The following is a 26,942-nucleotide window of genomic DNA, read 5'->3' on the forward strand; positions in this document are numbered from 1 at the left end:
TGTTCCGTTCTAAGCCGGATCGCTCATCGACGCCAACAAGGTGGGGACAAGCTTTGGAGAAGAACATGGTGTTGCGTATTGAGTCCCCGGCTCCTCCGATCAAAGTCAACGGCTGGCTGCGTGGCAAGCCCCTCACGAACTTCCAACCCGGCAAGGTGTACCTTGTTGAGTTTTGGGCGACTGGGTACGGACCTTGTGTGGCGGCGATGCCCCATCTGATGCAGCTGCAAGAGAAATATCAGGACAGCGGATTTGAGGTCGTCGGAGTCGCAGCTAGCGAGGAGGGCCCAACCGCGGAGGAGACGCGGACGAGCTTGGATGCTTGGCTGATTCAGAGGTTCCCCAATCTAAATTATCGGATCGCGTTCGATTACACAGGCGAAATGAACAGACTATGGATGAAGGCGAGTTCTTCTCTCGGGATTCCTGCCTCGTTCCTGGTGGACCGCGACGGCCGCATCGCATTCATCGGACACCCGGTGGATCTCGATGACGTTTTACCCAGAGTTATAGAGGGAAGCTGGCGCAGCAGCGATGAAGCGAAAGCCGCCGACACAGGGCGGATCGCTAGGAATCAGCGCACAGCGCGCGAACTGGCGCTGACCGAACCGATATACGCCGAACTCCAGCCGGCCATGCAGGCGGAGGATTGGAAGGCGGCGCTCTCGGCCGTCGAAGGAGGCCTAGCCTTAATGCCAGACAATTACGGGTTCCGGCATACTCATGTGGATCTTCTGCTGCACAAGATGCGCGACATGGAGACCGGCTTGCCAGTTATGCGCCAATTGGTCGACGATGCTATCGACAAGAAGTTTGAGGCCGTGTCCTGGATGGTGATGGCCCTGAAGCAACTCTTCGATCCATCGAGGAACAACTCGCATCTTCCCCATGCTGAGCGCTTCGCGATGGGCAAAGAGCTGTCTGAACAGATCTTGGCACTGAGTTCTCCAGAAAACGACGGCCCCCTTAAATTCGTTTGGTACGTTCCAGTCGCTCAGTACCACTATGAGTGTGGCAACAAGGTTCGCGCTATCGAGCTGATCGAGGTTGCGCTGAAATCGCTCGATTTTCCGGAGCCAATGCCGGACCACATCAAACAGTACTACCTTACCCCCTTGCTCCAAGCCTTGGCCAACTACACGGGTGAGAACGCCTGTTACGCGGATCTCTGCGTGGTTCCGCAAAATAACGCTCCGGAAAGTCAAAGCGCAGCCGCCTGATGAGCAAAGATCACAAAGGAACAACACGTGGAATTGAACCTGGTCAATTTTCTGCGGCGGCGCGCCCGCAGGAAGTATGCCGAGGCAGCAGAGGGGGGATCGTTTGCTGCAAGTAAAGGCTCAGACATTAGTGACCAACAAGCGGATACGGCGCGGAAGAGAAGTTCGAGCCGAATTTGGCATGTCTTGGAAGGCATCACAGTCCAGGGCGTGTTCGAGATCGGCCACGAAGACGTCAATTGCGGGGAATCGCGCTTCCCACGCCAGCCGCCGGTTGCGCAGGTGTGCCCGAACTCGGCGTACCCGAAAGCAGAAATCCTCCGTTGCGGACGAGGACTGGAATTGAGGAAACGAAATTTCTCACGCAGCGCGTGGCCTGCCGTCAACAAGGACGGTGAGCGTCTTGCCCCTGTTTGACCAATGCCTCCTGCGGCTTATCCGATGCTAAATCGGGGACCGAGCTGCTGGCGGCTTTCCCGTCACCAAGGAACTGCGGAGGAAGATCCAATCATGTGCGATCCGGATCGGTCCCTGATGGAGGCTCTACGTTTTCACCGTAGCGGGGTTTGCTCAGGCCTGATGAAGTGCCCGCAAGGTGAATTCTGGGCTTCGGGCGCGTGCTTTTCGCGGGCGGACAGTTGCTCGTTCTGTCCAGGCGTCCGCCGGTTGGGGTTCGAGACTGTCCGGAGAGTCGCGGATTCCGGAACCAAACTGGTCGATGATGCGACTGCAGCTATGCCTATTGCCACGTCGTGCGAGCGTGAAAAGACCGATTTTCAAGGAAGGATCATGTCAAACTTGGATGAGATGGTGAAAAAGGTCCGAAAGCTTCAACTGCGTGCAGCAATTGCTAAGACGAACTTGCGCGACCTTGCCGAGGGTCTTCCGGTGAAATGGACTGAGATAGAGGAAGTGGCCGAGAAAGCGCACGCCGTTTATGCGGAGTTGCATGGTGCCAGGAGAGAGCTCACGAAAATGAAGACTTTACGATGAAGGGCCAATTCATCACCCGCGACGGCTCCATATGGATGCCGGAATATCTAACGACTATAGATGGCAAGATCTGCATCGGCTGTGGGCGCTGTTTCAAGGTCTGCTCGCGGGAGGTCATGCACCTTTACGGCGTAGATGACGCGGGTGAAATCCTCGGCGCCTGCGACGGCCGTGACGACGACTTTGATGGTGAGCTCAATCGCATGATCATGGTGGTGGACCATGCTGGCCGATGCATTGGCTGCGGAGCCTGCGGCCGTGTCTGCCCAAAGAACTGCCAGACTCATGTCGCGGCCGACTAGATCTCGGCCTGAGCTGCATGATTGACGAGAGAAAATCAGGAGAACGGCATTTGCGCTTAATCATCTTTTATCGGCTCCTGGGGATGGTCCTGTGCGGCAACGCTGTGACGGTTTACTTCGCGTCGGATTCCATCCGTCTGGCCGTCTTCACGACGCTGGCCTTTTGGCTGATTCTCCAGGTGGCCTATTTTGCAAACCTTCTATTTCTAATCTGGCGGTCCAGCGGCGTTCGCGGCGAGCAAAGGGCTGAGCTTTTCGTTAGCTCCCAGAAAGTTCAATTCCAGTCATCAGACAGTGATGAGGTGAGGAATGAATCTTCAGATGTACGCCAGCGCAATCAAATGCTCGGGATGGCAATGCTCCTCCCTTGAGGCGCCGTGACAAGATAAAGCACAGGTTCCTATAACTTCGGGGCAACCTCGTGAAGAGAGGCTTCTTTCCAGAGGGGTCTAAGATCCTCTACGCGCATCTCGGCGGCGCGCCTGCGATCAACGGGTATGGTTACGCCTTCCGCAATGGCTGACGCGCGACAGATGCGCTACGCCATGCTGCCCTGCAGGCGATATGCACCAACTGGAATTCCCATGAGCTAAGGTGGGAGCGTTCCGGAAGCGGCGTCTGATGTGCGCAGCTGCCGCAAAGTCCGGTGTCCGGCGGCCCTGTTTCCAACCCCTATTGTCGAAGCCGGAATGCGGAACCGGCGCTTGAACTCCAGTGACTACCATCTTGCGGACCGACTTGACGCCGGCGACGTCGGGTCGATTTGGATGGCGTGCAGCGGCAGCTAGGCATGTTTTCACGCAACTGCCTGGCGCAGACTCTCGATCAGTTCAGTGCCGAAGCAGTCGGCCCGGGCCTTTTTGGTCGTCCTAGCCACCGCTAATTGCGTTCTTCTGTTCGGGCGTCCGCTCTGCCGTGGGGGCGTTTGCGTGGGCACAGATCATGGTCGCCACTCCTCTGTCAGCATGAGGTCAACGACCCGCAAACCGCTATGCCTGCCCCTTCCGGGATAGCAAAGCGCATCTTCCGTAAGGCGCCACCGGCTTGATGCTGCAAGACCATCGCCACGACGTAATACCAGCAGGTTCGTTCCCAGGCATTTTGGGCCGTGAATTCCCTGATTTATTAGCGTCGGCGTCAACCGGCAGGGCCAGCCCATGTGGAGGTCTGCCTCGATACCAGAGCCGACTTTTAGGGAGTTCTCGCAGGCAAATGCGTCAACTACCAAATGCCGTAGTTTCGGCGTTCAGCCGAAAACCTTAGACAAGTTCGCGTCAACCCACTCTCTCATTGACGCTCGGCTAGATCAGGGACTCATCATGAATACCGACGCTTTCGCCACGTATGAATCTAACGTTCGTCGTTATTGCCGGTCGTTTCCGACAGTATTTACGAAAGCTCTCGGGGCGACAATCTGGGATGAGTCCGGTAAGCCTCATATCGACTTCATTGTGGGGTCTGGCGCACTTAACTACGGACATAACAACCCAACTATCATTGCCCCAGCAATAGAATATATGATCGGTGATAACATTCTTCTGTCGCTGGACATGTATACGGCGGCAAAGCGTGACTTCATTGAAGCGCTTGTCGAATCGATCCTGAAGCCCAGAGGCCTTTCGTACAAGATACAGTTTCCTGGGCCGACCGGCACAAACGCCAACGAAGCGGCACTGGCCCTGGCGCGAAAATATACCGGTCGCTCAAGTGTCATGGCCTTCACAAACTCATACCATGGCATGTCGCTTGGCTCCCTGGCCGTGTCGGGCTCGGCGTCTACGAGAGAGCTGGGAGGCGTCGCACGCCACGATGTGATCCGCGTGCCTTATGACGGCTATGCAAACCAGGCTTTCGATTCTGCGAGTTACATCGACTGCGTTTTGAGCGATCCGGGAAGCGGCATAGAAAAACCTGCCGCAATCATTTTGGAGCCTATCCAGGCAGAAGGCGGCATGAACACCGCATCCGCAGCTTGGCTCACAGAAATTCAGCGCATCTGCCGCAAGCACGGCATTGTTTTCATCGTTGACGACATTCAGGCAGGATCGGGTCGGACCGGTGATTTCTTCTCGTTCGAGTTCGCAAAAATCGAACCTGATATAGTGACTCTTTCCAAGTCCCTAAGCGGTTCAGGTAGTCCGTTGTCCATTGTTCTGATTAGACCCGACCTGGACATTTGGAAACCCGGAGAACATAGCGGGACTTTCAGAGGCAACAATTTCGCCTTCGTGACGGCAGGGGCCATGTGCAAAATGTGGTCGGACCTCCGGTTTACTGCTGGCGTCGAGCGGACAGCGGTCAAGCTGCAAGCGCACCTTGACCGCCTTGTCGCTAAGTTTCCCAAGTGCATTGAACAGAAGCGCGGCCGCGGTCTGATGGCCGGCCTCAAGTGCAGTTCATCGGCCGCTGTGAGCCGTGTACACGATATCGCGTTCGAAAACGGTCTGCTTATCGAATCCTCAGGGCCAGATCGCGACGTTATCAAAGTTCTCCCGCCGATAACCATCACCGATGACGAGCTCGATCACGGCATCGCCGTCCTTGATCACGCACTACAGGAGCAAGACAATGTCTAGTCAGATATCTCAACCGCCGGCCATCTCTCCAGTTTCTGTCAGAGAACGCACCGGCTCCATCAGCACTGCTGACATCATCTCAGTCATGAAAGGCGAGACCACCGCTCTGCACATGAAGCAAGCTTTCAGCACTGAGGTCGCCGAGGAGATCACCGCCAACTTCAGTGGCAGCACCGGTCTCAAGGAACGAAAAGATGGAGTGCCCGGACAATATGTCGGCGCATCGCACTACAGGAAGGACGCAGCCACGTATTTTGCAGAGGCCGAAAATGCGCGACCGTACGTGGAGGCCCTCTTTAAGAATTTGGTTGACCCGGTCCGAGCAATATTCGGCGCGTTGAAGCGCGAGCTTGACAACCAGGGCATTGAATTGCGACTGGCCCGTTCAGAACACGGTCAGGCCAATGTTTGTCGTGCTATCAGCTGGTCCGGCAGCGGCACATTTTCCTTGGATCCCCACGACGATGTCGCTCAAGTCTTGCGTGCTGGGGACGGTTATGAGCTTTCTTCGGTGGCGCAAAACACTGTCGCAGCACTCAACTTCTATCCCAGCATGCCGGAGGAAGGCGGCAATCTGAGGCTCTGGAGCCATAAACCGACAGTTGCGGACCGAATAGCGCAGGGTGTGGAGACCACTGGCTATCCCTATTCGGCAGCCTATCTCGAGGGCCTTCCTTGTCGCGAATTTGAGCTCAAAGCGGGGGATATCGCCCTGATCGATGGCGGCTTCGTTCACGGGGTCACCGGTCAATCAGGTAACGGAAAGCCTCGCCTGGTGCTGAACAGCTTTTTCGGGTTTGCGCGACCAGATCTTGTTGTCTGGTGGACTTGACGTTGGACGACCGACCTCCACTGACACGTGTCACATCCATCCCCAACGCGGTCCCTTCAGGCACAGCCGTCGGGTTAATCCAAAGATCGACAGTGTCATAAAAAGCGCTTGGCGCTTCAGATGCTGCCGGTCGCTGACCCAATTACCAATTATGTGTCGCGTCACTGCCTGGTGCGCGGGTGATCTAGAAGGGGTCGCTCTTAGTGCTTGATCACAAACCCGGTATAGGCACGACACCGTGAGCCACAGGCTGTTGTTGCCGGACCTTCCTGAAAGTGGGAGCTCGCAGTGGTCCGCTGTTCACGGAACGCAACCGAACACACATCGCGACAAGCAAAGGAAGAAGCAACGCGAGACGTGAGGGGCAAACGTCTCCTTCTTTGCAGATGTATTAGGCGTCTACCCACAATGTTAAAGTTGTCGATCGGAAATAGCTTTCTCCGAAATAATGGTTGTGATTTCGAACATGATACTTGTGAAATAGATTTCGTGGCAGACATCTACAACTGAATAATTCCAAGTTGTAGCGCTTTTATAGCTGCGCTAGTTCTGCTGCATGTATCCAGCTTTCTCATTACGTTTTTTATGTGGAAGTTAACAGTGTTTACGGATATACCTAAAATTTGTCCAATTTCCCAAGAGGATTTCCCTTCCGCCGTCCACAGGATGCATTCCTTTTCTCTTGGAGAAAGGGTGGGTGGCTCCTCGAAACCGCTGATCCGCCGATATTCCACAGTCTCTCCTCCGCAGTGGTTTGCAGAATGTTGTCACTGGGCACGAAACTGCCGGGGTGTAAGGCTACGGCTCTGCGCGGCTTGCTGGGCAGCTCTGAATCCACACCGCTCTAGCATCTGATTGCAATTGTCGAGGTTATTTTACCTTAAACTTGTATTTCGTCATCGTTATGCGAGCGCAATGTGGAGTACAAACATGATACTTTCGTCGCGTGTCTTTTACGAGCTTGAAAGAGTTTGCACGCCACATCGATTTTTTCGGCGAAAAGAGGTAAAATCGAGAAAAGTCGACACCCCACGGAGTCTCATCGGCGTGTTAAAAATATATCGTGTGGATAAATAAGTCTGAGAGTCGGTCTTGAAACTGACGTTGAGCGGTTCTTTGCAGCAGTTCCGCCCGTTGCGACGAGGGTCATGGCCTGGGAGACGTCGAGCGCTGCTCGTAGTCGCGCACGAGGCGTTGCCACCGGGCATCCAGCCGAAGGTGCGTTCGATCACCCAGCGGCGCGGCAGAAGTCGAGATAGGCGGCCCTTGCCATGAGCTTGAGCTGATCGCGGTCGGCGATGTGCTTGACCCAGGGCCAGCGCTTGCGGACGCCGGCGAGAATGGACCTGCGCCGGCGCTGTTGGAGATATCGGCCGGCGTCAGGTTGACCATCAAAAGCCGCCCGTCGGTATCGACCGCAATCCGACGCAACGCCATCACTAGGTGGCAATCCTTGCCGCCTTGGCGCCGTGCAGGCAAGTATCCCGGGACACCGCTCCTGCGACTGGGATCGCCTACCCGGACGCGTGTGACTCCCGCGCAGATCCGCTCCGGCATCGCGCGTTTCGGAACCCTGGCCCAAAGAGGTAATCAGAAGCTTCAACGGAGCGTCGCTGGATTCATCTTCCGGCAAGAGGTCTAGGAAGTTCAACTTGCGCAGTCGGCGCGAAAATCGAACGAGTTCCGGTTAAATTGCGGCGTGTTGCGAGCGTCTTTGTTCGTTTGCCGAAACTCATATCAAACGCCGGTTAATATACGTCAATATGAAACTTTCTAGGCAAAGATGTTAAGCAATAGTAATTCTCAATTTATAATGCGATGCGCATTCTTATTGGATTCACGATGTTGTCGTCGCCGAAAGCGTGTTAAAAATACTTATGTCCAGCCATCGCCGATGGGAGATGCATCACGGGCAAGGATGGGACTGCTAAGTTTCCAGGCGCCTCACAAGGCCAAACACCAAGGGATGAACGATTATGGACGCGCTACCACTAATTTCACTGGCGAAACTGGGGGCCGATGCAACGCAACGTGGAGAGCAACGGCGCCTACAAATGGCCTGCCAGGACTACGGGTTCTTCTACCTTGTCGAGCATGGCATTCCGAAGGAGCAGATCGCGCAAGCCATCGAGGCCTCCCGGCGGTTCTTTGCTTTGCCACAGTCGGTCAAGGAACGCTTCGGTCACGCAGCTCAAGGGATCTATCCCACTATCGCCCGTGGATACAGTCCATTGCACGGGGAAATCCTACATCCCGACGCCGGCCGCGATCCGAAGGAAGTGTTCGATCTCGGAATCGACAACGAAGGCGACCGCCGTCCGTTTGGCGGGATCACGCTGTTTCCGGATGAGGCCTTGGCTCCTGGTTTCGCGCGAAGCCTGCTTGCCTTGCAGGCTACCGTGCTCCGCGAAGTCGTCCCGCAGCTCGGAACGGCGCTTGCCGACGTGATCGGTTTGGAACGAGGCTGGTTCCAACGGTATTTCAGCCCCCCGACGCTCGAGCAACGCGTAATTCGGTATCCAGCTCGCGGCGGCACGTGCGCCAAGCACACCGATGGTGGCTTCTTCACGCTGCTACTACAGGAGGAACTCCCCACCCGGTCGTTGCAGGTGTGGTTGCGCGGGCGCTGGATGCCAGTGCCGAGCCTGCCCGACAGTCTCGTAGTCAATTTGGGCGATATGCTTCAGGCCTTGAGCGACGACCGCTTCAAGAGTACGCCGCATCAGGTCGCGCACAATGGTCTGACCGACCGAATTTCGCTTCCCTTCTTTATCTATCCCGACGTCGACGCGCGCCTGACTTCGCGGGAAGGGCGCCACGCCTTCAGTGTCGCGGAAATGATGCTGCGCAATTACGAGTCAGTCGAAACCGGGAATGGCGCCGGGCGCGCCCGAGAGTTGCAGTAATGTGTCCGGTGTTCTCAGGCTGCTTAAACTCATGGCGACGACCACCTCGGGGTGATATGCCGGGAGAACTCACGCAAAATTATATCCGTCCCGCGTCGCGCGTATAGCGCGGCGGCAGGCGGACGGAAGCCGTTTGTAGTCATGTTCCTTGCAGCGCTTAGACAACCTTCAAGAACAGAAAAATACTCATGTTCGTGAGTCATGATCTCACCTATGCGTTGCAGGCGACCCAGAATTGGGTCAGCGATCTGGCGTGGAGACTTCATTGGCATGATCGCGAGCGGGTTTTCTTAGCTTTGATTGCGACGCTGCACGCCCTGCGCGACTGCCTGGGTCGCGACGAGGCCGTGTACATGGGTGCGCAGCTGCCAGCCTTACTGCGCGGCTTTTACTACGAGGGTTGGCACCCCGGCCGCCGCGCCATCGCCAGAAACCGGACTTCGTTTCTCGATCGGATCCACGACGGCGTCCACCGCGACCCGGCAGTGGATCCGGAAGAGATCGCCCGCTCGGTCCTAAGCCAGTTGGCAGACCGTTTGTCTGCAGCAGAGATCGAAGAGGCCAAGGCTGCAACTCCGAGAGTTCTGCATGACCTTTGGCCAAACTGAGAGACTTGTGCCCTATCAGCGTACACGCGAAGCCAACGTACCTCGGCATCCTGGCGATCCGTCTTGACCGGGATCGCCTTGAGCGCTCCTTTCACTTGTCGGGTTTGCATGAGCACGAACTCAAAGTCGCCCAACCATCATCATTGCCAAGGCTGACGGCATTGCGGAGTGCCTCTGGTTCACTTGAACCTGAGCCCTCCACGATCCTTCCATGTTCGCTCATCGGACAGACCCACGATTTGGCGACTCCTTCAATTCTGCTAGAAGCTTCGAAGCTTAGGTCATCCGTGTCCTCCAATCCTGATACGGGAGGGCTGCAGCTTGCCCGAAGCATTGCAGATTTAGCGACACGCCCCCGCAATTTGTCAGAGCTGAAGACTAAGGCTCAGCGGGAACAGATCGCGGACATGAAGGCCTAGGCACAGCGATCATAGCCTTGTTCCCGAGCAGGGCCGACTAACGCGAGCCAATGGATAAGCGCCAGAAGGTCTGGGAGTGCTCCGCCCACTATCCCCTGACGGCATCCACGTCTCGATTAGCGCTCATTCAGTATGGCGTGAGACATCTTTTCAGCGACCATGATTGTTGGGATGTTCGTATTTGCTCTAGGGCAGAATGGCATCACCGATGCGTCGGCGACTCTTAAGCCCGACACTTGGTGAACGCGCCCGGACGGATCCGTAACACTAGTTGGTTCCAGAGCAGGTCCCATTCGACAAGTTGAAGTCGGATGAAAGTTTCCAAAGGCATTCTGGCGTATAAAGTGGCCAAGAAGCTCGTCGCTATCGAGGAGGTCCGATATGCTATGACCATCGGTGATTACAGATCTTATGAGGCTTCGACGCAACCACGAGCTACTTTCCATAAGCGTGGCGACAATCGAAGTGAGCCCGAAATTAAGGCGATTGTACTTGCTAATCCGCTTTGCTCGCCCATTCCAGGTAGAAGGAAATGGGTCAAGTGCGAGCGCCAGCAGCGCCTTGTGCTGAAGCAGCTGTGCTACGAACCGAAACGCCTCCTTTAATCGCTCACCATCCCGCTTGTCGCTCAACATATTGAAATTCACCTCCGGCTCAGTAGCATGAGAAGAATTCCTGAGCGAAACCGTTCCTGTCGAGTAGGCGCGGTTGACCCAGAAAGCCAAGGTGCCAAGGCGTTTACCAATCGGATGCCACGCGGACTTGGCGAGGGCTGAGATGGCCATATCGCTCGACGGGCAGCCCTCGTATCCTGACGAGTAACGAGCATGCATCTGAATATAGCCGGTCGCGACAGGCGCCATGCGATCGTCCTGCCTCAAATACGCCGAGATGGCGACGCCCGGGTGCTCTTGAAGATTTTTTCCGACGCCATTTAAATCTGCGACAACTGGGATTCCGACGTTTAACAGCTGTTCGGCTGGGCCGATCCCGGACCGCATCAACAAGGCCGGCGAATGGATGGCGCCGGCACATAGGACAACCGTTGACGCGCTATATGAGTGCCGACCGGTCTCACTTTCGGTCTCGACGCCAGTTATTTGACGTCCCGAAGAGGTTAAACGTACGACCGTCGTCTCGGGCAGGATTGTCAGGTTGGGTCGAGCTCGGACGCTCTTCGACAAATAAGCCATTGCAGCTGAGACGCGATGACGGTTGCGGTTCGTCAATGGAACAACTGAGTGACCATCTCCAAACTCGCCGTTAAAGTCTGGTCGAAACGGTATCCCGCTATCTTCAAATGCGCTGGAAGCGGCGCGAATAAATCCGGACCATTCTGCTTTCCCCACGCGTCTAATCGGCAGTGGGCCGTCGTTGCCATGAAATTCATTGTTAAAATCCAGATCGCACTCAAGTCGGCGGAAATATGGCAGGACACCTTCCCAATCCCAGCCCGTCGCACCGCCAGACGCCCATTCGTCATAGTCCGCGGGGGCTCCCCGATTAGCTACTTGAGCATTAATGCTGGAGCCCCCTCCCATGACCCGGGCTTGTTCATAGTGTGTACGCCTGCTGACATCCTGCACTATGGTTGCGTTGAGCGACGGCCACTGGTAGCGGGGGTTGTAGTAAGCCCTCGTAGGGTCGCCATCGAGGATATCATCAGGGATGGCATCAGGGCGAAAGTCGGGACCAGCCTCAATGAGCAGGACCCGGCTTCCATTGGCCGATAGCCTGTTTGCCATGACGCATCCGGAAGAGCCGCCACCTACAATTATATAGTCGATTAACAAAGACAGTCCTCCGCTTTTCATCTGTATGCCCGGACAAGGCGTCCGGGAAAGGAGCCAGGACGCGCGTGTGTTCAGCGACTTCATGTTATCGACCAGGGACAACTGGCCACGTGGCAAAGCCGAGTGGGTGACGCAGGGACTAATCCGCGCTTCAGACCGTGACTTCACTCAAAGCAAAAGCGTTGGGCGGCACGGGCGCTCTGGCAGGATCTCTAGTGCACTCGGGGCGAATGGAGAAGCTCATCAAAGAGCGAAGCTCGACCTCTACTTCGACCACACCGGCCGAAGGTTCGATCCGTTGGTGGTTTTCAGCAATATTTGTCCAATCTCAGCATATCCTTCGAATTATGATCCTTTGTGAATTGCCTACCACGTTTGCGAGCCATTTCATCAAGCAAGTAGATGGTTTATATCGATCTAAGATCGTGATATACTCACTGGCTTAAGGGGCCTCGCCTTCCTTAACGTATGAGCAGGTTCCAGAGCCCAGCCCCTGCCGGACTTCCGCCTCCGCGCAAACACCGGTACAGCGATTCAGCTCGGGGTCGCTGACGGTTCGAGCTGTCCATCTGAGGTGCGCGTTGAACCAGCGACGCCGTGTATATCGCGTATTTCGGCTAAAATCCCCCACGCGTATTGGTAGGTCTCACGAGGTGGAGCACAAGCTATCTTCACTGGCGAGACACAAGTGTTCGAATGAATTCTACACATGAAAGCCTTGGCCGAACTTTGATGGCAGTTTCCGGCCAAGCCGAGTTGCGGCGAGGATAGCGAATTCTCGGAAGCGATCGATCCTCGCGTCGACTTTGAGCAGGGCGTTACTGTTGAAGCGCGGCCGGAAGCCGAATGACCAGCCACTCCAAAGCATGGCCGATGCGGCGGTTCTCGAACATAACCTTCCCACCTGCATCTCGGTTCCTGGGTCGGGGAAGACGAGAGAGCACTCCTGCTCGTGTCGCATTTCTACTCTACAGCGAGAAACTGATGCTACTAGGTTGATTCGCTCTTTTAAAGGACTCGCTCAGTCGAATCCGCCAGCACGTCGCGCTTCTACATATCAACGTTCGCTGCCGTGGAGTCGCTTCGGTGAGGCGTTCGCCATAGTGTTCTTCACCGCGCTGATACTGTCGCGAACAATCGACAGACCACGGCGCAGGTCAGCCTCGGCAATGGTGAGAGCACAAAGAAACTTCAGCACCTCATTCTGCCCGCCACAGGTCTCGATCACCAAGCCGCGACGAAGAGCTTCCCGTGAGATTTGGACCGGCAATGAGTGGTCCTTTTGAAATACGAGTCCGTACATCAGCCCGCGGCCCCGCACACTCAGACCAGGATTAGGGAAATCGTTTGCGATTGACTTGAGTTCCTCAGCCAGAATGGCGGACTTGCGAGCGATTTCTTCCTCGAATTTGGAGTCGGCCCAATAGGTCTCAAGGGCCGCATGACCGGCGACGAAAGCAAGGTTGTTGCCTCTGAACGTACCGCTGTGCGCGCCAGGCGACCAAACATCCAGTTCAGGCTTCAGAAGAACGAGGGACATCGGCGTGCCGATCCCCGACAATGACTTCGACAGAGTGACGATGTCCGGCACAATCTCAGCGGCTTCAAAACTAAAAAATTTTCCCGTGCGACCTACGCCCGCCTGAATGTCATCAATGATCATCAGGATTCCGTGGCGCTTGGTCAGATCACGCAGCCGCTGTAGCCATTGGAAACTAGCGGGATAGATCCCCCCCTCACCTTGGACTACTTCCAAAATTACCGCGGCGGGTATATCTAGGCCACTGCTAGGATCGTTGAGCAGCTTCTCGAAATAGTCTAGTGTGTCCACGGAAGGGCCAAGATAGCCATCGTACGGCAAAGATGTGACGTTCGCGAGGGGGTAACCTGCGGCACTCCGATACTTTTTGTTTCCGGTCGCCGACAAGGATCCAACGCTGACACCGTGGAAGGAATTGGCAAAGGCGACGATGTTTGACCTGTGGGTCACTATGCGAGCCAGCTTCAGTGCCGCCTCGACGGCGTTTGTACCTGTCGGACCAGTAAACTGGAGCTTATAATTCAGACCACGTGGCTTAAGAATGTACCGCTCAAAGGCCTCAATGAATGCCTTCTTGGCGCTGGTGGCGAGGTCCAGCCCGTGCACAATTCCATCGCGCTCGATATATTCCAGAACCGGTTTCTTGAAGGCCGGGTTGTTGTGTCCGTAATTGAGGGCGCCTGCCCCCGCGAAGAAGTCTAGATATTCACGACCGCCTGCATCTATCAGGGTACTGCCAAGCCCGCGATCGAATAGGACCGGGAAAGACCGTATGTAGCTACGCACCTCGGACTCGAGACGCTCAAAAATCGAGATGCTCGCACGGTTCGAAGGCGAGATTTTCTTGTTCATAGCGGCAATCCTCTTGTTCATAAGGCGAATTCGATACGATCATGGGTGCGCGAGCGCTCATGTTGGGGCGGCGTCTTTCGTTCGTGCCACTCATTTGGCAGCATGAAATGGACGGCAGTCGGCATTGTCATGAGCGGCGCCTATAAACGTGGCACCATGACCCCCTAAGTCCGCGTTCGTCGAGTTAAAGGTTTAAGATTTTTCTGTGACAGTCTTGCTTCGGAGATGGGGAGTTACTTCAAAAATCGGACGGGCCATTGCACACCGGGCGGGGCGCGCCCGATAGCGAGAAGTCGAGGAGGACGCGCTTGGTGTGGGCCAGGCCAGAAAATTCGCTGGCCGTAATGGATCGATGTGCATTGGCCCGAATCTGCCCAAGGACTATATAACGTCGAACTCGCATACTCCTTCCACCTTCCGGCCGCTGGGAATGGAAACCCCAAGGCCGGTTGTTCGAACGGGTAAACTACCTGTTCTGCCTAAAATGGGGCGCGGCGTGGCGTTGGGCCGGCGACAGGGCGTTGATCTCGCGCTCGATATCGAACAGCGCATCAACGCGCTTCACGGCTTCAACCGCGAGCGGATAGACCAGGTTGGGCTTCTCGCCGCGCGCTTCTTGCGCCCGCCGCTTCGATATCGGCCAGCTCGAACACTTTGCGCCGGCTGTGGGCGCAGCAGCTGGCTTCCAGAACAGGCGCCGGGCGTCCCGCTTGGCTCCCTCGCAACAAGTTTTCAGGAAGACAAGTCCGGCACAACCCAACTTGTTCAAAACCTGCGCAAGCGCCGACAGAACGCCGATTTCCTGCAATTAGGGGTCTGCTTTTCGCTCAGTCCGGGCTACTGGACAAGCTATGTTACATGTAACGGCACTGGCCGTCCTCTTCACATTTGAACCGGCTACTAGCCTTACAGGCTGCCCAACCCGAAGGAGCCCGCCTTTATGAACCAGATTGCCAAAGATGTGAGTCTCGCACTTTTCGACCGCTTGGAGTCTGAAGTGCGTAGCTACGTCCGCTCATTTCCGGTCCTATTCGATCGGGGTGTTGGCACGACACTCACAGCGGCAGACGGTCAGGAATACTTAGACTTCTTCGGTGGAGCGGGTGCGCTCAACTACGGCCATAACAACCAAGCCTTTAAGCAGGCGTTGCTAGACTATATTGAGCGCGATGGCATCGTGCACAGCCTTGATCTCGCTACAACAGCCAAGAAGGGATTTATTGAAGCTTTCGAACGCTATATCCTGAAGCCGCGTGGTCTGACGTACAAGCTGCAGTTTACGGGTCCTACAGGTGCCAATGCCGTGGAGGCGGCGCTGAAGCTGGCTCGTCAGGTAACGGCCCGGTCAAATATTGTGTCGTTTACGGGGTCGTATCACGGGGTCAGCGCCGGATCGTTGGCGGCCACCGCGAATAAAGATATGAGGGCAGCCGCGGGCTTTCCGTTGGCCCACGTGACATCGTTGCCGTACGAGGGTTATCTCGGGGAATCGTTCGACACGATCGCCTATCTTGAGAAGCTTCTCGCGGATCCATCAAGCGGTTTTGATACCCCTGCCGCGGTGATCCTCGAGGCAGTTCAAGGCGAAGGAGGTATTAATCCTGCCAGTGTTGAATGGTTGCAGCGGTTGCGTGAGCTAACTTCGCGGCATGGGATTGTATTGATCCTGGATGACATCCAGGCTGGTGTCGGACGCACGGGGAAGTTTTTCAGCTTCGAACCATCTGGCATCGTGCCAGACATCGTTACCTTGTCCAAGTCGTTATCGGCATACGGGACGCCGATGGCTCTTGTTCTAATCAAGCCAGACCTGGACGTGTGGAAGCCCGCCGCCCACACCGGGACATTCCGGGGCAACAATTTGGCTTTCGTCACTGCTCGCGCGGCACTTGAAACTTACTGGTCCGATTCAAAGTTTGAGGATGAGATCGCGCGGAAATCTGAGATCCTAGCTACCGAGCTTGCATCTATTGCCGCCGATCACCCAGGACTGGGGCTGAGCGTACGAGGCCGCGGGCTGATGTATGGGCTCGTTTCACCAAAGGATCACTCGCTGCCTGCGCGCGTTTCGAAGGAGGCCTTCGCTCGCCGTTTGGTCTTAGAAACCGCTGGTTCATACAGTGAAGTACTAAAGTTCATGCCGGCCCTCACCATAGCCGAGGCTGATCTGCGTCGGGGCTTGTCAATCATCCGCGACTGCGTACGAACGGTGCAGGACAGCACGGCGGCAAGTCGCTGACAGAAGAGGCGTACGACAAAAGCAGCACCGATCGGTCTGCATTTGTCTTCGCAGGTCAGTTCGATGCTCAGGCAGTCCGAATGCGTTTCCGCTTTGACATCGCGAAACCATACGGACTGTGCTGCACGCCAGTACTTCTGCGTGGACGATAGGTAAGTGTGGAGGATTTCTCGATGGCTGGCGCAGAAGTAATCAAGAATTATATAGACGGAGAGTGGAGAGATTCTTCGTCCGGCGGACGGATCGAGGTTGATGACCCCTCAAATGGGGAGACCTTTGCGATCGTTGCGGAGGCGGGACCTGAAGAAGTTCATCTCGCCGTTGCTGCCGCAAACCGCGTTTTTCGCGACCGCGTTCTGATAGACATGCATCCCTACGACCGGGGACGAATGCTCTTTCGTGTCTCAGACGCGCTGGAGGCGCGGAGCGAGGAGATCGCGACCATTAACTGCATCGAGACGGGCAAGGCGTTGGATCTCGCACAGGGTGAGGTTCGCACCGCTATACGCTACCTGCGCTACTATGCCGGTCTCGCCGATAAGCTTGAAGGCCGATCGATCCCTCGCGGGGCCGAGTTTGTCGACTACACCGTCAGGAGCCCCTTCGGTGTTTCGGCCCAGATCGTGCCCTGGAATGGCCCTCTTGAACTAACGGCTCGTTCGCTTGCTTGCGCTATTGCCACAGGCAACTCAGTCGTGGTGAAGTCTCCGGAATTGGCTCCTCTGTCTGGGGTAGAGTTTGCGCGCGCCTGCGAAACCGCAGGATTGCCAGCCGGAGCCGTCAATGTAATCACCGGTTACGGGCAGACCGCTGGCCAGGCGCTGATCGAGCATCCCGATGTTCGTCACATAGTGTTCACGGGATCCACGGCAACCGGGCGGACGGTGCTTAAGGCCGCGTCGGAACGCATCGTCCCCTGTATCATGGAACTGGGCGGCAAGTCAGCGGCAGTGGTGTATTCCGACGCGGATCTCGATGCTGTCGTAGACGCGGTGCGTATCGGAACCTATCTGAACGCGGGTCAGAATTGCAATAACTTAACAAGACTGCTCGTCCAACGATCGATCGCAGACGAATTATTGGAGAAAGTGAAAGTTTGCGTCGAAGGACTAACCGTTGGTCCGGGGCGAGAAAATTGTGACATCACACCCATGATCTCCCAGAAGCAGCGCAAGGGGGTCACGGAAGCGTGTGAGATTGCCGTTTTGGAGGGGGCACGGGCGGTAACCGGTGGAGCCGCACTTTCGGAGCGGAGCGGCTATTTCATGGCCGCTACTGTTTTTGCAGATGTCACGCGAGACAGTAATCTCTTCCAGAAAGAAGTATTCGGTCCCGTTCTCTCGGTAACTGTTTTCGATGACCCAGCTACGGGGATCGAACTAGCCAACGATACCGATCAAGGTTTGGCAGCTGGCGTGTTCACGCGGGATATTGACCGTGCTCTATGGTGCGCCGATCGCCTTTGGGCTGGCCAAGTGTACGTGAATGGGTGGTACGTCGGCGGCGTAGAAACACCATTCGGGGGAGTGAAGCAGTCTGGCTACGGCCGGGAAAAGGGACAGGAAGCACTTGATGGCTACGTCCAGACCAGAAATATCGGCATCCGGATCTCGCGGCCATTGTGAACGGCTGTTTGCGAACCTGGCCCTCGCCACGGCGATGGTGGCCACGCACGCCTGTAAGGCACGCTCGCCCGCGCCCAATTGCTGATCGTTGATAATTGGGGCCTTGAACCACGATGATCACGCCCGCACGATCTCCTCGAAATCCTCAAGGATCGCTACGGCCGCCGCTGGACTGGCCGGAAGGAGTCTCAGCAATGGCGCTGGACGATGACGCAGCCATTTCGCCCTGCACAGTGCCGCAGCTTTGTTTGATGACTGCCGCGGCTTCGGCCGACAATAGCGTCCGCTTGGCTTGCCGTTCACGTTTGGCTTACACGGGTGTGAGTCATCTCACGCTTTGGGACAAGATGGTGCTGCCCCCAGCTCGCCGGTTCACCAAATAGTCAACTGCCGACTAAAATCTCGTCGCAGATCTCCGGCGTTCAACCGCGTCCTGGAGCATACCAAAATCGCCGATTTCCTGCGCGAGGTACTGAAATTTGGCATAACCGTGGTCTCGCAAGGCTGCTAGTTTTACTAGGCGGGAAAAGCCGTCCGACATTTGACTCGAGAAGAAGTTCTCCAGATTTCGCGACGTGACCGCCAGAGACGGGAAACCGCCGAGTTCTGGTCCATGTAAAAGCACTGGCTCGACGTCCTCTCTACACGTCACCCGGCGGGACCAGCGGCCATTGGGAATGGAAGGACTCTCAAATGAACACGTGGCACTCCGTAGAGGTCAGGAGCTATCTTTTCAGTCGAGTAATTCTCAAGGTGGCTGCCTTGGGTATGGCGGCCCTGGCAACTGTAACATTCACCGGGTCAGCGTCGGCTCAGTCGCTGCTCGACAAGATCAAGAACGGAGAAACTATCCGGCTTGGATTCTCCAACGAGCCTCCCTTCGCCAATCCGGGCGCAAACAACGAGCCGCTCGGCTGGGTCAATGTTATGACGCTGGACATCCTTAAAAAACTGGGCCCCACCAAGGTCGAACCGGTTGTGGCGGAATGGGGCTCGCTTATCCCCGGAATGCATGCCGGTCGCTTCGATATAATCACCGGCGGCATGTTTGTCCTGCCTGATCGCTGCCGCAACGTGCTTTTCACCGAGCCGCTTGCTGTTGCCAGCGCAGCCCTGATCGTGCCGAAGGGCAATCCGCAGGACCTGCACTCCTATAAGGACGTGCGCGAAAAGAGCCTGACCGTCGCCACCGGCGCGGGCTGGGACGACGTCGAGAATGCGCGCAAAGCCGGAATCGCCGACGACAAGATCTTGCAGGTGGCCGGATCAGCAGAGGTCCTGCAGGCGGTGAAGGCTGGCCGCGCGGCCGCGGGTGTAGGCGACTACTTCACCATGAAGGAGTTCGCCGGCAAGGACGCCAGCCTCGACGTGACCGATCCGCTTCCCGATAGTCCGAAAGGCTATCCGGCTCTCGCCTTCCTGCTCAACCAACAGGCGGCGGTCGACGCGTTCAATGCCGTATTGAAAGGCTATCTCGGCTCCAACGAAATGATGGAGTCAGTCGGCAAGTATGGCTACACCAAAACCAACCTGCCGGACGGCACCACGACCGCCCAGCTTTGCAAAGCCTAAACTAAGGCCGGGCGACATCCGCCGATCATTGCTACACTAGCTTCCCCAGCCCCGGGTCGGGGAGCTAGCGGAACACCAGATCATAAAGGTTTGTCTTTTGTGGTAGCAGTCCCCCCGCGGAGATGGCTGCTTGAGGTCGCGACATGCTAGGCGACCCCCAACGGGTGCTGTGGAGCGGTCGTTGAATTTCGCTCACGGTCCTCAGTGTGAGTCAGTGACGGAAACAGGGACTCGGTAGGTCGACGAGCAGCGATGACGCAGTGGTCAGCTTCAGATTTCCTCCGAGAGTATCGCACTTGGGGGGCGAGAAAGCGCCAATCCCGTCAATTCGGTAAAGGAAACTCCCAATGCCCATCTTAAATCGTGTAGCCGACTTACTCCCAGACATCATTGCTTGGCGTCACGAGATTCACTCGCATCCTGAACTGGGCTTCGAGCTCCCCCGCACATCGACTTTCGTGGCTGAGCGCCTTCGCGAATTCGGCTGCGACCAGGTGGTGACTGCCATCGGCAAGACTGGTGTTGTCGGCGTTATAAAAGGCAAGAAGGCCAAAATTGACGGCAAGCCGGAGGTCATCGGTTTGCGCGCTGATATGGATGCGCTGCCGATCGAGGAAGAAACTGATTTGCCATATGCCTCCAAGAACCAGGGTGTTATGCACGCGTGCGGCCATGACGGCCACACCGCGATGCTGTTGGGGGCGGCGCGCTACCTAACCGAAACCCGGAATTTCGCCGGAACGGCAATCATGATCTTCCAGCCTGCCGAAGAGCTCGGTGCGGGCGCGGCCGCGATGATTGAAGATGGTCTGATGGAGCGCTTCAAAATCGAGCAGGTCTTCGGCATGCACACTTGGCCGGGGATGCCGATTGGTGCCTTTGGCACCCGGCGGGGTCCGGTGATGTCGGCAACGGACGGCATCAAGATCAAGATCGAGGGCCGCGGCGGCCATCCCGGGATGCCGCATAAGTGCATTGACTCGATCCTCGTCGGCGCACAGCTTGTTACAGCGTTGCAGCAAATCCTCGCCCAGAATGTCGATCCGTTCGACTCTGCAGGACTTTCTTTTCACTATTTTCTTTCTGGCACACCTCAGAGATTTATTGCGCAACGCGCAGAGTTGCTAGGCAGCATGCGCGCGCTGACGCCGGAGGCGTATCAGCTTCTCAAGAAGCGCATAGGCGAGGTGGTCACCGGAATTGCTCAGATGACCGGTGCCAAGATAGATCTCGCTTTCACAGGCGGCGAGCTCGTTACTTTTAATCGTGCCGAGCAGAGCGAGCTTGCAATGAGAGCGGCGAAGGATGTCGCCGGTGAAGACAATGTCCTTGAAACCCCGCCTATACTTGCCGGGGAAGATTTCTGCCACATGGCAAATGCGCGACCGGGTGCGTTTGTATTTTGCGGGAATGGCGACAGCGCCCAACTGCATCACCCCGCCTACAATTTCAACGACGAGGCGATTCCATATGGGACCTCCTTCTGGATCAAGCTCGTAGAGAATACCCTCGGCTAATGAAAAAGTTCCTGCGCGTATTGTCGGCCCGGTGGGTCGCCGATCAGCGCCCCGAAGAAGTAGAACACGGGCTCAGACGGAGAGTGAGGCTACTCTGTCGGTGCAATGAATTCAGCAGATCGGTTTCCTGTCGCATCGAAGAAAGTTCGGGCGAGTTCGCCCTTGGTTTTGCTGGAGGAAATTAGCCCTCCCATTGTGCTGGACATAATAGTGGCCTCTCGCTTCTCGTGAGGCACATGTAGTCGGAGGCGGTAGGAAGCTTAGACGTTGCCGCTCATGTAATCCGCAGACCGGACACAGGTCGCGCCTTGGAAGGACGCAGGTTGCCCAATTGATGACAAAGCGCCGCACCTCTTTGCCAACCTGGCTCTGGCGACGGCCATGAGCCATGCCCGACTGCAATGCACGCGTGGTCCCTTAAGCTACTCATTTTGAGATTGATTGAGAATGGTCTCGACCGTTCGACGACCAGGGCCGAGACGATCTGCTCGAAACCCTCGAGCATCGCGACCATCATCACTAGCCAGCTGCCTGTGTCCGCATGGACCCGCACCAACTCAATCTTAAACGGGCTTATTCAACGCTCATCGAATGTTCTCGCCAGCGATAATTGCCCCTAAGGCATCACCCCGGGCAACATCATCTCGAACCAGCGGCTTGACTAATCAACTCGAAAGGCGCGGGTTCTACCCCAATCAGCAGCCGGCAGCGCCATAGGAGGCCTCGCTGCTGTAAGGGACAGTGATGAGCATACTCCATCGCTGCTACGCTGCGGATTGCGGCAGTATAAAATAAAAAACTCCTACTTCGCCTCCAGTAGGGCGCTAAGAAATTGCCGTGTCCGCTCGTTCTGCGGGTTGCCGAAGAGCCGCTCGGGCGGGCCCTGCTCGGCGATCTTGCCGCCATAGAAGAAGCAGACGCGATCTGAGAATTCCTTGGCGAAGCCCATCTGATGCGTGACCATCAGCATGGTCAAATCGTGCTCGGCACCGAGTTTGCGGATCACGTTCAACACCTCACCGACCAGCTCTGGGTCGAGCGCCGATGTCACCTCATCGAACAGCATTACCTTCGGCCGCATAGCAAGGGCTCGGGCAATCGCGACTCGCTGCTTCTGTCCGCCGGAAAGCTGGATCGGGAAGTGTTTTTTTTTGTCACCGAGTCCTACCATATCGAGTAGTTCGGCGGCGCGCGCCTCCGCTTCCTTCTTTGGCAGCCCCAGTACGGAAATCGGCGCCTCCATGCAGTTTTGTATCGCGCTCATGTGGGGAAACAAGTTGAAGTGTTGGAACACCATGCCGATTTTGCCGCGAACGCGTCTGAGATGCTGATCACTCGCCAGCACCATCCGGCCATTTTTCTGCATGTGCGTGAGTGGCTCGCCGTCGACCCAGATACACCCCTCGTTAATGCGCTCCAACGTCATCAGCATACGCAGCACCGTGGTCTTGCCCGACCCCGAGGGGCCTATGATTGTCACTTTCTCATTGCGCGCGACGTCGAAATTAAGGTTGTCCAGCACGGTCAGCGCGTCATAGCGCTTGGTGACATTTTCGAAGCGGACCATGGTTTCCTTCATGAAGTTCTCTTTCCAGCGGCGTCAATATTGTCCACCACAGTCATTGCACCATAGCGTTTTGCGCCACTCAGCAGGCAGGAGATGCGTTCGTTCATGATAACTCCTACTCCATATAGTAGCGGCGCTGGAGCCACGAGCTCACCGATTGTACGATCGCGGAAGCGGTCAGGCTGAACACGAGAAAAAAGATGCCTGTCATGATAATCGGCTCGGTATATCGATAGTTGTTCGCGCCGAAATTCTTCGCCTGTTGCAGCATCTCCAAAATTGCAATAGCTGCGAGGATTGGCGTCTCCTTGAACATACCAATGAAGTAGTTGCCCAAGGCGGGAACTATAGGAGGGATTGCCTGCGGCAGAATGATTGCCCGCCAAGTCCTACTCCGCGACAGGTTGAGCGCTGTGCAGGCCTCCCACTGGCCTTCTTCCACGGCCAGGATACCGGCACGATACACCTCTGAGCAATAGGCTGCGTAGTGAATGCCCAGCATACCGATGCCCGCGGTCCAAGCAGGGATGATAATGCCATATTGCGGTCCGACGAAATAGACGAAGAACACCTGGAGCAGCAGAGGCGTGGAGCGGATAACCTCCACGATTTCCGTCATGACCGTGGACACGTAGCGGTTCGGCGACTGGCGGATGAGCGCGAAGACCAGCCCCAGCACCAGTGCGATCATAAAGCTGAGCAGCGTGGCTTGAACGGTGACGATCGCCCCGCGGTAGAGATACGGTAAAGCCTCCCAGACATAGGACCAGTCCCAGATGCTCATGCCAGTGACTCCCGGACGAAGCCACTTGAAACGCGGCGCTCCAGCCAGCGCCCGAAGGGCGTGATCAGGGCGCGCGCGATGGCGTAGTAGCCAAACAGCGCTAACACAAAGTACAGCAGGTAGTTGCCGGTGAGGTCGGCTGCCAGCTTAGACGCGGTGGTGAACTCGGTGATGGTGATGAAGAACACGAGGGAGGTCGTCTTCAACAGTTCAATGATCAAGTTCACCCAGGGCGGCAGCATGGTCCGGATCGCCTGCGGCAACATAATGCGGCGCATCATTGTGAGCCGTGGGAAGTTGAGCGCGATGCTCGCTTCATACTGGCTGCGGTCGACGGCTTGAATGGCCGCACGCACCAGCTCGGCACCATACCCTGAGAAGTTCATGCCGATGCCGAAGATCGCGACGGCCCAAGCCGATAAGGAGACGCCGAAGATCGGAAGTACAAAGAACCACAAATAGAGCTGCACCAGCAGCGAAGTCCCGCGGAAGAACTCTATGTAGGCAACGGCCAACCAGCGCAGCGGCCGACGGGGTGAGACCCGGATGACGCCGACGATCAGCCCGAGTACGATCGCCACCAGAGATGCGCCGACCGTCACGACGAGGGTTGTCAGGAGGCCGTTAGCAAGCGCTGACACGCTGAAGCCGAGCGCGAAGTCGTTCATGTTCTTGCCCTGTTAGCTACTCCCCAGATTGCAGGGGAGGGTCTGGATATCAAACGGCTGGCGCCGGTTTTACCCCTTGCACAAATCGGCGGTCTTGCTCCCGTCCGGCAGCAACAACTTATCGTATTCGTACTTGCTGACCGACTTCATCATCTCGTCGGAGCCAATATAGCCTTTTAGCAACGCGTTGAACGCGTCGACTGAGGCTTGGTCGTTGAGCGGAAAGGCGAAGGCAGCATTGCCCGGCTTGACGGACACTGTGAACGGCTGGGCCAGCTCAATTCCCTCTTGATTGCCGATAGCGGCCCTCAAACCCACAGGTTCGCCGGCACCAGCGGCGGCGCGACCAGCCTTCAGCGCCTGAACAATTTCCGCATTGCCGGCGACTTGCATGATCTTGTCGTCAGAGATCCCCACCTGGTGCGCGATCTGAACCGCCTGGTAGCCAGAGCCAGTTACCAAAGTCAGGCCCTTGTCGCGAATATCTTCGAAGGAATGTAGCCCTTCCGGGTTGCCCTTCGGCACCGCCAGCGCTGCTGGGATAGTGGCAATCGGTTCACTAAACACGACGTTACGACAGCGTTCCGGCAGGACGTACATTCCGTCGGTAATGACGTCGAATCGTCCGGCCTGGAGGCCGGGGATAAGCGAGCCCCATTCGGTAACGACCGGCTCAATCTTGGTCGCTCCCAATTTCTTCAGAACTTCCTTCGCTATCGTAACGGCCACGCCGAGCGGCTCGTTATTGCCGCCAGAATAGGCCCAAGGAGCATCATTGGAGAAGCCAATCCGGATTGGCTCTCCGTTCTTGATCTTGTCAAGTAGGGACTCAGCTGAGACTGGCCCAGCCGCAGTTGCAAGCAACGCCATGCCCAGAGCAGCCATTCCGCCCACAAATACACGCCTGAAACGAGCGCCCCTTTCTCCCGAGTATTGGAACTTTACCATTGATGCTTCCTTGTTGTTCTGCCGTAGATGCCCCATGCATTCTGAAACCGTGCATTAACGTAGCCCACAGCGGGCTCCCCCATTCGGTGTGGACAGGAACCGCTTCTCGATAGCCACAGACTTGCCGTCCAAATCTGGTACCCGGTTGCGAGTGCCCACTCTCGCAAATATAACAGCAACGACGCCCTGCTTTTCGTCCGATTTGGCGTCACCAGCGCAGGAAACCGGCGTGTTCCAGCTTTTCTGCGTGAGGTGCAATGATCCGGAAGCTGGAGTTGTCGGAACGCTGGCAGTCAAAATCAAATGCATCTTTGGAGCGACGGCTTTCGGCTGGCGCGCCTACTGCGCTAACACTTGGGAGGCGCGCTGGGATATCCGCAGTAAGACGGATCGCATCGAATCTGATCCCTAACGAGCGCTTTTCTGGACTGCGACTGGCGCGTTTTTGCCAGAATCGCGAGAGATTTGGCCTAGGTGCCGACTGGGTTTGAGGTTGGGTGAAAACCAATGATGCTCGTGAGCATGTTGTGAGTGCGATCGCGCCAACAAGAGCTGCCGGTCGGCAACGCTACGCAAGGGGTGATCGTCGCCAAACATTGGTGCCCTCGAGTGATGCAGGGCAAGTGGCAGATCAATGATGAAAATTATCTTCGTCTCCGGGCACCTCCAAGCTATCGAAGAGCCGATGTAACCGGTTCGTTGTGAGCCCAGCCGTGCCGGCGGATGAACCGCTTTGTCGAGCGAAGCGAAAACATGACCCCTGTTGGCATTTCAGGTTGTTCACCTCTCAATACAAACGCATAAGACGTAAGCGGACCTTTGCTTTTTGCGCCATCAAATAGGATGAGCGCTCTTTGCTCCATTGACTGTTGACTCTCCGTTGCGTGTTGGCCTTGGCGAGGTAAATCCGCATCAGCTTTCTTAGCCCTACCTGTGACCTTGCGCTGAACGTATCATTGTCAACGTGTTTGCGGTGTGAAGATTCTGCAAAGTGAGTTAAAATGCCTGGTCGGGATTACGTCCTTTGCTTAACCGCTCCGCAGAAGCCACTCGCGAGCTTATCGCCACGCGCCAGCTCCGCTGCTGGTGCGCGGAGGTGAGGGCTGGCTGATTGTCCCAAGGAAACGGTGTGATTCACCAACTTATCATGTTGACGGCAGGCTCAAGTATCTCCTCAGTCTGACCAAGGCAGGTGATGCAGCGTTGACAACGTAGGCTGTTTATCGAGGTGGTTGATGAAGTCGCCGGTCAACCCGAGTTGCTTATCGGACAAGGGGATCACGGACATCTCCGCACAAGCTTTTGGTTTCTGCACACCATCGGCGAGCGAAGCCGGCTTTTCCGGGTGTCCGAATGCTTTGTCGACACGAATGAAATGTTCCGCTCCGCCTTTTAGCTTAACTCTGACCGTCACAGGCGAATTAGATAGAGGCCGTGCGTGCGTTCGATCTCTGGATCAACTTCGATTTTAGTGACCGCCATGATCCGGCGCACGGCCCGATCCCCAAGCGCATCGGGAAGGAAATCGCGAATGACCACCTGGCCGCGCTGGGCCACGACAGCTGTGGCGTAAGGCAGGCTAGAACGCGCTACGACCGGATCCTTCGGATCCCATTTTTGATCGCGCGGCTGGACCACAAAATCCTCAGCCAGACGATTCAATCCCAGCTCGATTGAGACAATATCCTCGCCAGCGAATTTGTACCTCTGCCGCAATTGAAGGAGTCCGTCGATCGCAGGATGTACGCATTTACAGACTGGCCACGGCTTGAAGCTAATCGAAGCGTTCACATACTCGTTACCGAGTTTGTCCATGAGCAAATCAAGATCGTAGGCGGGTTCGAAGGCCTTGTAAAAGCCATACCTCCCCAAGAACGGTTCCCGCGGTCCGTTGAAGCCCACCATTGCTGATAGCGCTGACTCCAGTCCAGCACGTGCAGGCGGCGGGGCAGAAATAAGCATCGCCTTGTGATCCTAGGTG

The 26,942-nt window shown here is 56.4% G+C and carries 21 protein-coding genes and 4 pseudogenes; 14 read left to right on the forward strand and 11 right to left on the reverse strand.

The window, feature by feature from the left end; translation table 11 throughout:
* Positions 1-65: 65 nt before the first annotated feature.
* The 8 genes and pseudogenes from NMG80_RS09565 (at position 66) to NMG80_RS09600 (ending at position 5,923) form a co-directional block, all read left to right on the forward strand.
* Positions 66-1,220 carry a TlpA disulfide reductase family protein gene (locus tag NMG80_RS09565; RefSeq protein ID WP_254017856.1) on the forward strand — a complete coding sequence of 385 codons (1,155 nt, stop codon included), beginning with the start codon at positions 66-68 and terminating at the stop codon, positions 1,218-1,220.
* Between the two features lie 27 nt (positions 1,221-1,247).
* Positions 1,248-1,637: a hypothetical protein gene (locus NMG80_RS09570; protein ID WP_254017857.1), complete on the forward strand. Its 390-nt coding sequence runs from the start codon at positions 1,248-1,250 to the stop codon at positions 1,635-1,637.
* Between the two features lie 93 nt (positions 1,638-1,730).
* Positions 1,731-2,213, forward strand: a complete 483-nt coding sequence (locus tag NMG80_RS37805; protein ID WP_436798576.1) for a CCE_0567 family metalloprotein — start codon at positions 1,731-1,733, stop codon at positions 2,211-2,213.
* Entirely contained in the window at positions 2,210-2,515 is a 306-nt protein-coding gene (gene fdxB / locus NMG80_RS09580; protein WP_254017858.1) for a ferredoxin III, nif-specific, read from the forward strand. The genes NMG80_RS37805 and fdxB overlap by 4 nt, the downstream gene beginning before the upstream one ends.
* A 17-nt stretch (positions 2,516-2,532) precedes the next feature.
* A complete protein-coding gene (locus tag NMG80_RS09585) occupies positions 2,533-2,886 on the forward strand; it encodes an exopolysaccharide production repressor protein (RefSeq protein ID WP_254017859.1) in 354 nt (117 codons plus the stop codon).
* Between the two features lie 44 nt (positions 2,887-2,930).
* Positions 2,931-3,038 (forward strand): annotated as a pseudogene (locus NMG80_RS09590) (1-aminocyclopropane-1-carboxylate deaminase); the annotation flags it as partial.
* Positions 3,039-3,834: 796 nt separating this feature from the next.
* Positions 3,835-5,091 (forward strand): diaminobutyrate--2-oxoglutarate transaminase, encoded by a 1,257-nt coding sequence (ectB, locus tag NMG80_RS09595; protein WP_254017860.1) that lies wholly within the window; start codon positions 3,835-3,837, stop codon positions 5,089-5,091.
* Entirely contained in the window at positions 5,084-5,923 is an 840-nt protein-coding gene (locus tag NMG80_RS09600) for a 2OG-Fe(II)-dependent halogenase WelO5 family protein (protein ID WP_254017861.1), read from the forward strand. The genes ectB (NMG80_RS09595) and NMG80_RS09600 overlap by 8 nt, the downstream gene beginning before the upstream one ends.
* Before the next feature lie 500 nt (positions 5,924-6,423).
* On the opposite strand, the pseudogene NMG80_RS09605 reads toward NMG80_RS09600, so the two are convergent.
* Both NMG80_RS09605 and NMG80_RS09610 read right to left on the reverse strand, forming a co-directional pair.
* Positions 6,424-6,621, reverse strand: a pseudogene (locus NMG80_RS09605) (helix-turn-helix transcriptional regulator); the annotation flags it as partial.
* A 407-nt stretch (positions 6,622-7,028) separates the two neighbouring features.
* Positions 7,029-7,351, reverse strand: a pseudogene (locus NMG80_RS09610) (transposase); the annotation flags it as partial.
* A gap of 548 nt (positions 7,352-7,899) precedes the next feature.
* Here NMG80_RS09610 and NMG80_RS09615 point away from each other — a divergent pair.
* Positions 7,900-8,829, forward strand: coding sequence for a 2-oxoglutarate and iron-dependent oxygenase domain-containing protein (locus tag NMG80_RS09615; RefSeq protein WP_254017862.1), 930 nt, complete (start codon positions 7,900-7,902; stop codon positions 8,827-8,829).
* Between the two features lie 188 nt (positions 8,830-9,017).
* Positions 9,018-9,437: a DUF2267 domain-containing protein gene (locus NMG80_RS09620; RefSeq protein ID WP_254017863.1), complete on the forward strand. Its 420-nt coding sequence runs from the start codon at positions 9,018-9,020 to the stop codon at positions 9,435-9,437.
* A 535-nt stretch (positions 9,438-9,972) separates the two neighbouring features.
* On the opposite strand, the gene NMG80_RS09625 is transcribed toward NMG80_RS09620, so the two are convergent.
* From NMG80_RS09625 to NMG80_RS09635, 3 genes and pseudogenes are all read right to left on the reverse strand, one after another.
* Positions 9,973-11,649: a GMC family oxidoreductase gene (locus tag NMG80_RS09625; RefSeq protein ID WP_436798577.1), complete on the reverse strand. Its 1,677-nt coding sequence runs from the start codon at positions 11,647-11,649 to the stop codon at positions 9,973-9,975.
* Between the two features lie 1,057 nt (positions 11,650-12,706).
* The gene (gene ectB, locus NMG80_RS09630; RefSeq protein ID WP_254017865.1) at positions 12,707-14,041 is read right to left on the reverse strand and encodes a diaminobutyrate--2-oxoglutarate transaminase; all 1,335 of its coding nucleotides are present in this window, start codon (positions 14,039-14,041) and stop codon (positions 12,707-12,709) included.
* Between the two features lie 469 nt (positions 14,042-14,510).
* A pseudogene (locus tag NMG80_RS09635) lies at positions 14,511-14,751 on the reverse strand (IS66 family transposase); the annotation flags it as partial.
* Between the two features lie 230 nt (positions 14,752-14,981).
* On the opposite strand from NMG80_RS09635, the gene ectB (NMG80_RS09640) reads away from it, so the two are divergent.
* The 4 genes from ectB (NMG80_RS09640) (at position 14,982) to NMG80_RS09655 (ending at position 20,994) form a co-directional block, all read left to right on the forward strand.
* Positions 14,982-16,280: a diaminobutyrate--2-oxoglutarate transaminase gene (gene ectB / locus NMG80_RS09640; protein ID WP_254017866.1), complete on the forward strand. Its 1,299-nt coding sequence runs from the start codon at positions 14,982-14,984 to the stop codon at positions 16,278-16,280.
* A gap of 173 nt (positions 16,281-16,453) precedes the next feature.
* Positions 16,454-17,905 carry an aldehyde dehydrogenase family protein gene (locus NMG80_RS09645; protein ID WP_254017867.1) on the forward strand — a complete coding sequence of 484 codons (1,452 nt, stop codon included), beginning with the start codon at positions 16,454-16,456 and terminating at the stop codon, positions 17,903-17,905.
* 768 nt (positions 17,906-18,673) lie between these two features.
* Positions 18,674-19,477, forward strand: a complete 804-nt coding sequence (ehuB, locus tag NMG80_RS09650) for an ectoine/hydroxyectoine ABC transporter substrate-binding protein EhuB (protein WP_254017916.1) — start codon at positions 18,674-18,676, stop codon at positions 19,475-19,477.
* Positions 19,478-19,824: 347 nt separating this feature from the next.
* Entirely contained in the window at positions 19,825-20,994 is a 1,170-nt protein-coding gene (locus tag NMG80_RS09655) for an amidohydrolase (protein ID WP_254017868.1), read from the forward strand.
* 802 nt (positions 20,995-21,796) lie between these two features.
* On the opposite strand, the gene ehuA is transcribed toward NMG80_RS09655, so the two are convergent.
* The 6 genes from ehuA to NMG80_RS09685 form a co-directional block, all read right to left on the reverse strand.
* Entirely contained in the window at positions 21,797-22,573 is a 777-nt protein-coding gene (ehuA, locus tag NMG80_RS09660; protein ID WP_254017869.1) for an ectoine/hydroxyectoine ABC transporter ATP-binding protein EhuA, read from the reverse strand.
* Positions 22,574-22,676: 103 nt separating this feature from the next.
* Positions 22,677-23,345 carry an ectoine/hydroxyectoine ABC transporter permease subunit EhuD gene (gene ehuD / locus NMG80_RS09665; protein ID WP_254017870.1) on the reverse strand — a complete coding sequence of 223 codons (669 nt, stop codon included), beginning with the start codon at positions 23,343-23,345 and terminating at the stop codon, positions 22,677-22,679.
* Positions 23,342-24,013, reverse strand: a complete 672-nt coding sequence (ehuC, locus tag NMG80_RS09670; RefSeq protein WP_254017871.1) for an ectoine/hydroxyectoine ABC transporter permease subunit EhuC — start codon at positions 24,011-24,013, stop codon at positions 23,342-23,344. Before ehuC ends, ehuD begins: the two co-directional genes overlap by 4 nt.
* A 69-nt stretch (positions 24,014-24,082) precedes the next feature.
* Positions 24,083-24,961 carry an ectoine/hydroxyectoine ABC transporter substrate-binding protein EhuB gene (gene ehuB / locus NMG80_RS09675; RefSeq protein WP_254017872.1) on the reverse strand — a complete coding sequence of 293 codons (879 nt, stop codon included), beginning with the start codon at positions 24,959-24,961 and terminating at the stop codon, positions 24,083-24,085.
* Between the two features lie 1,174 nt (positions 24,962-26,135).
* Entirely contained in the window at positions 26,136-26,375 is a 240-nt protein-coding gene (locus tag NMG80_RS09680; protein ID WP_254017873.1) for a hypothetical protein, read from the reverse strand.
* Entirely contained in the window at positions 26,372-26,923 is a 552-nt protein-coding gene (locus NMG80_RS09685; RefSeq protein ID WP_254017874.1) for an MmgE/PrpD family protein, read from the reverse strand. The genes NMG80_RS09680 and NMG80_RS09685 overlap by 4 nt, the downstream gene beginning before the upstream one ends.
* Between the last annotated feature and the right edge of the window lie 19 nt (positions 26,924-26,942).

The organism is Mesorhizobium escarrei (assembly GCF_935825525.1).
GTDB lineage: Bacteria > Pseudomonadota > Alphaproteobacteria > Rhizobiales > Rhizobiaceae > Mesorhizobium > Mesorhizobium escarrei.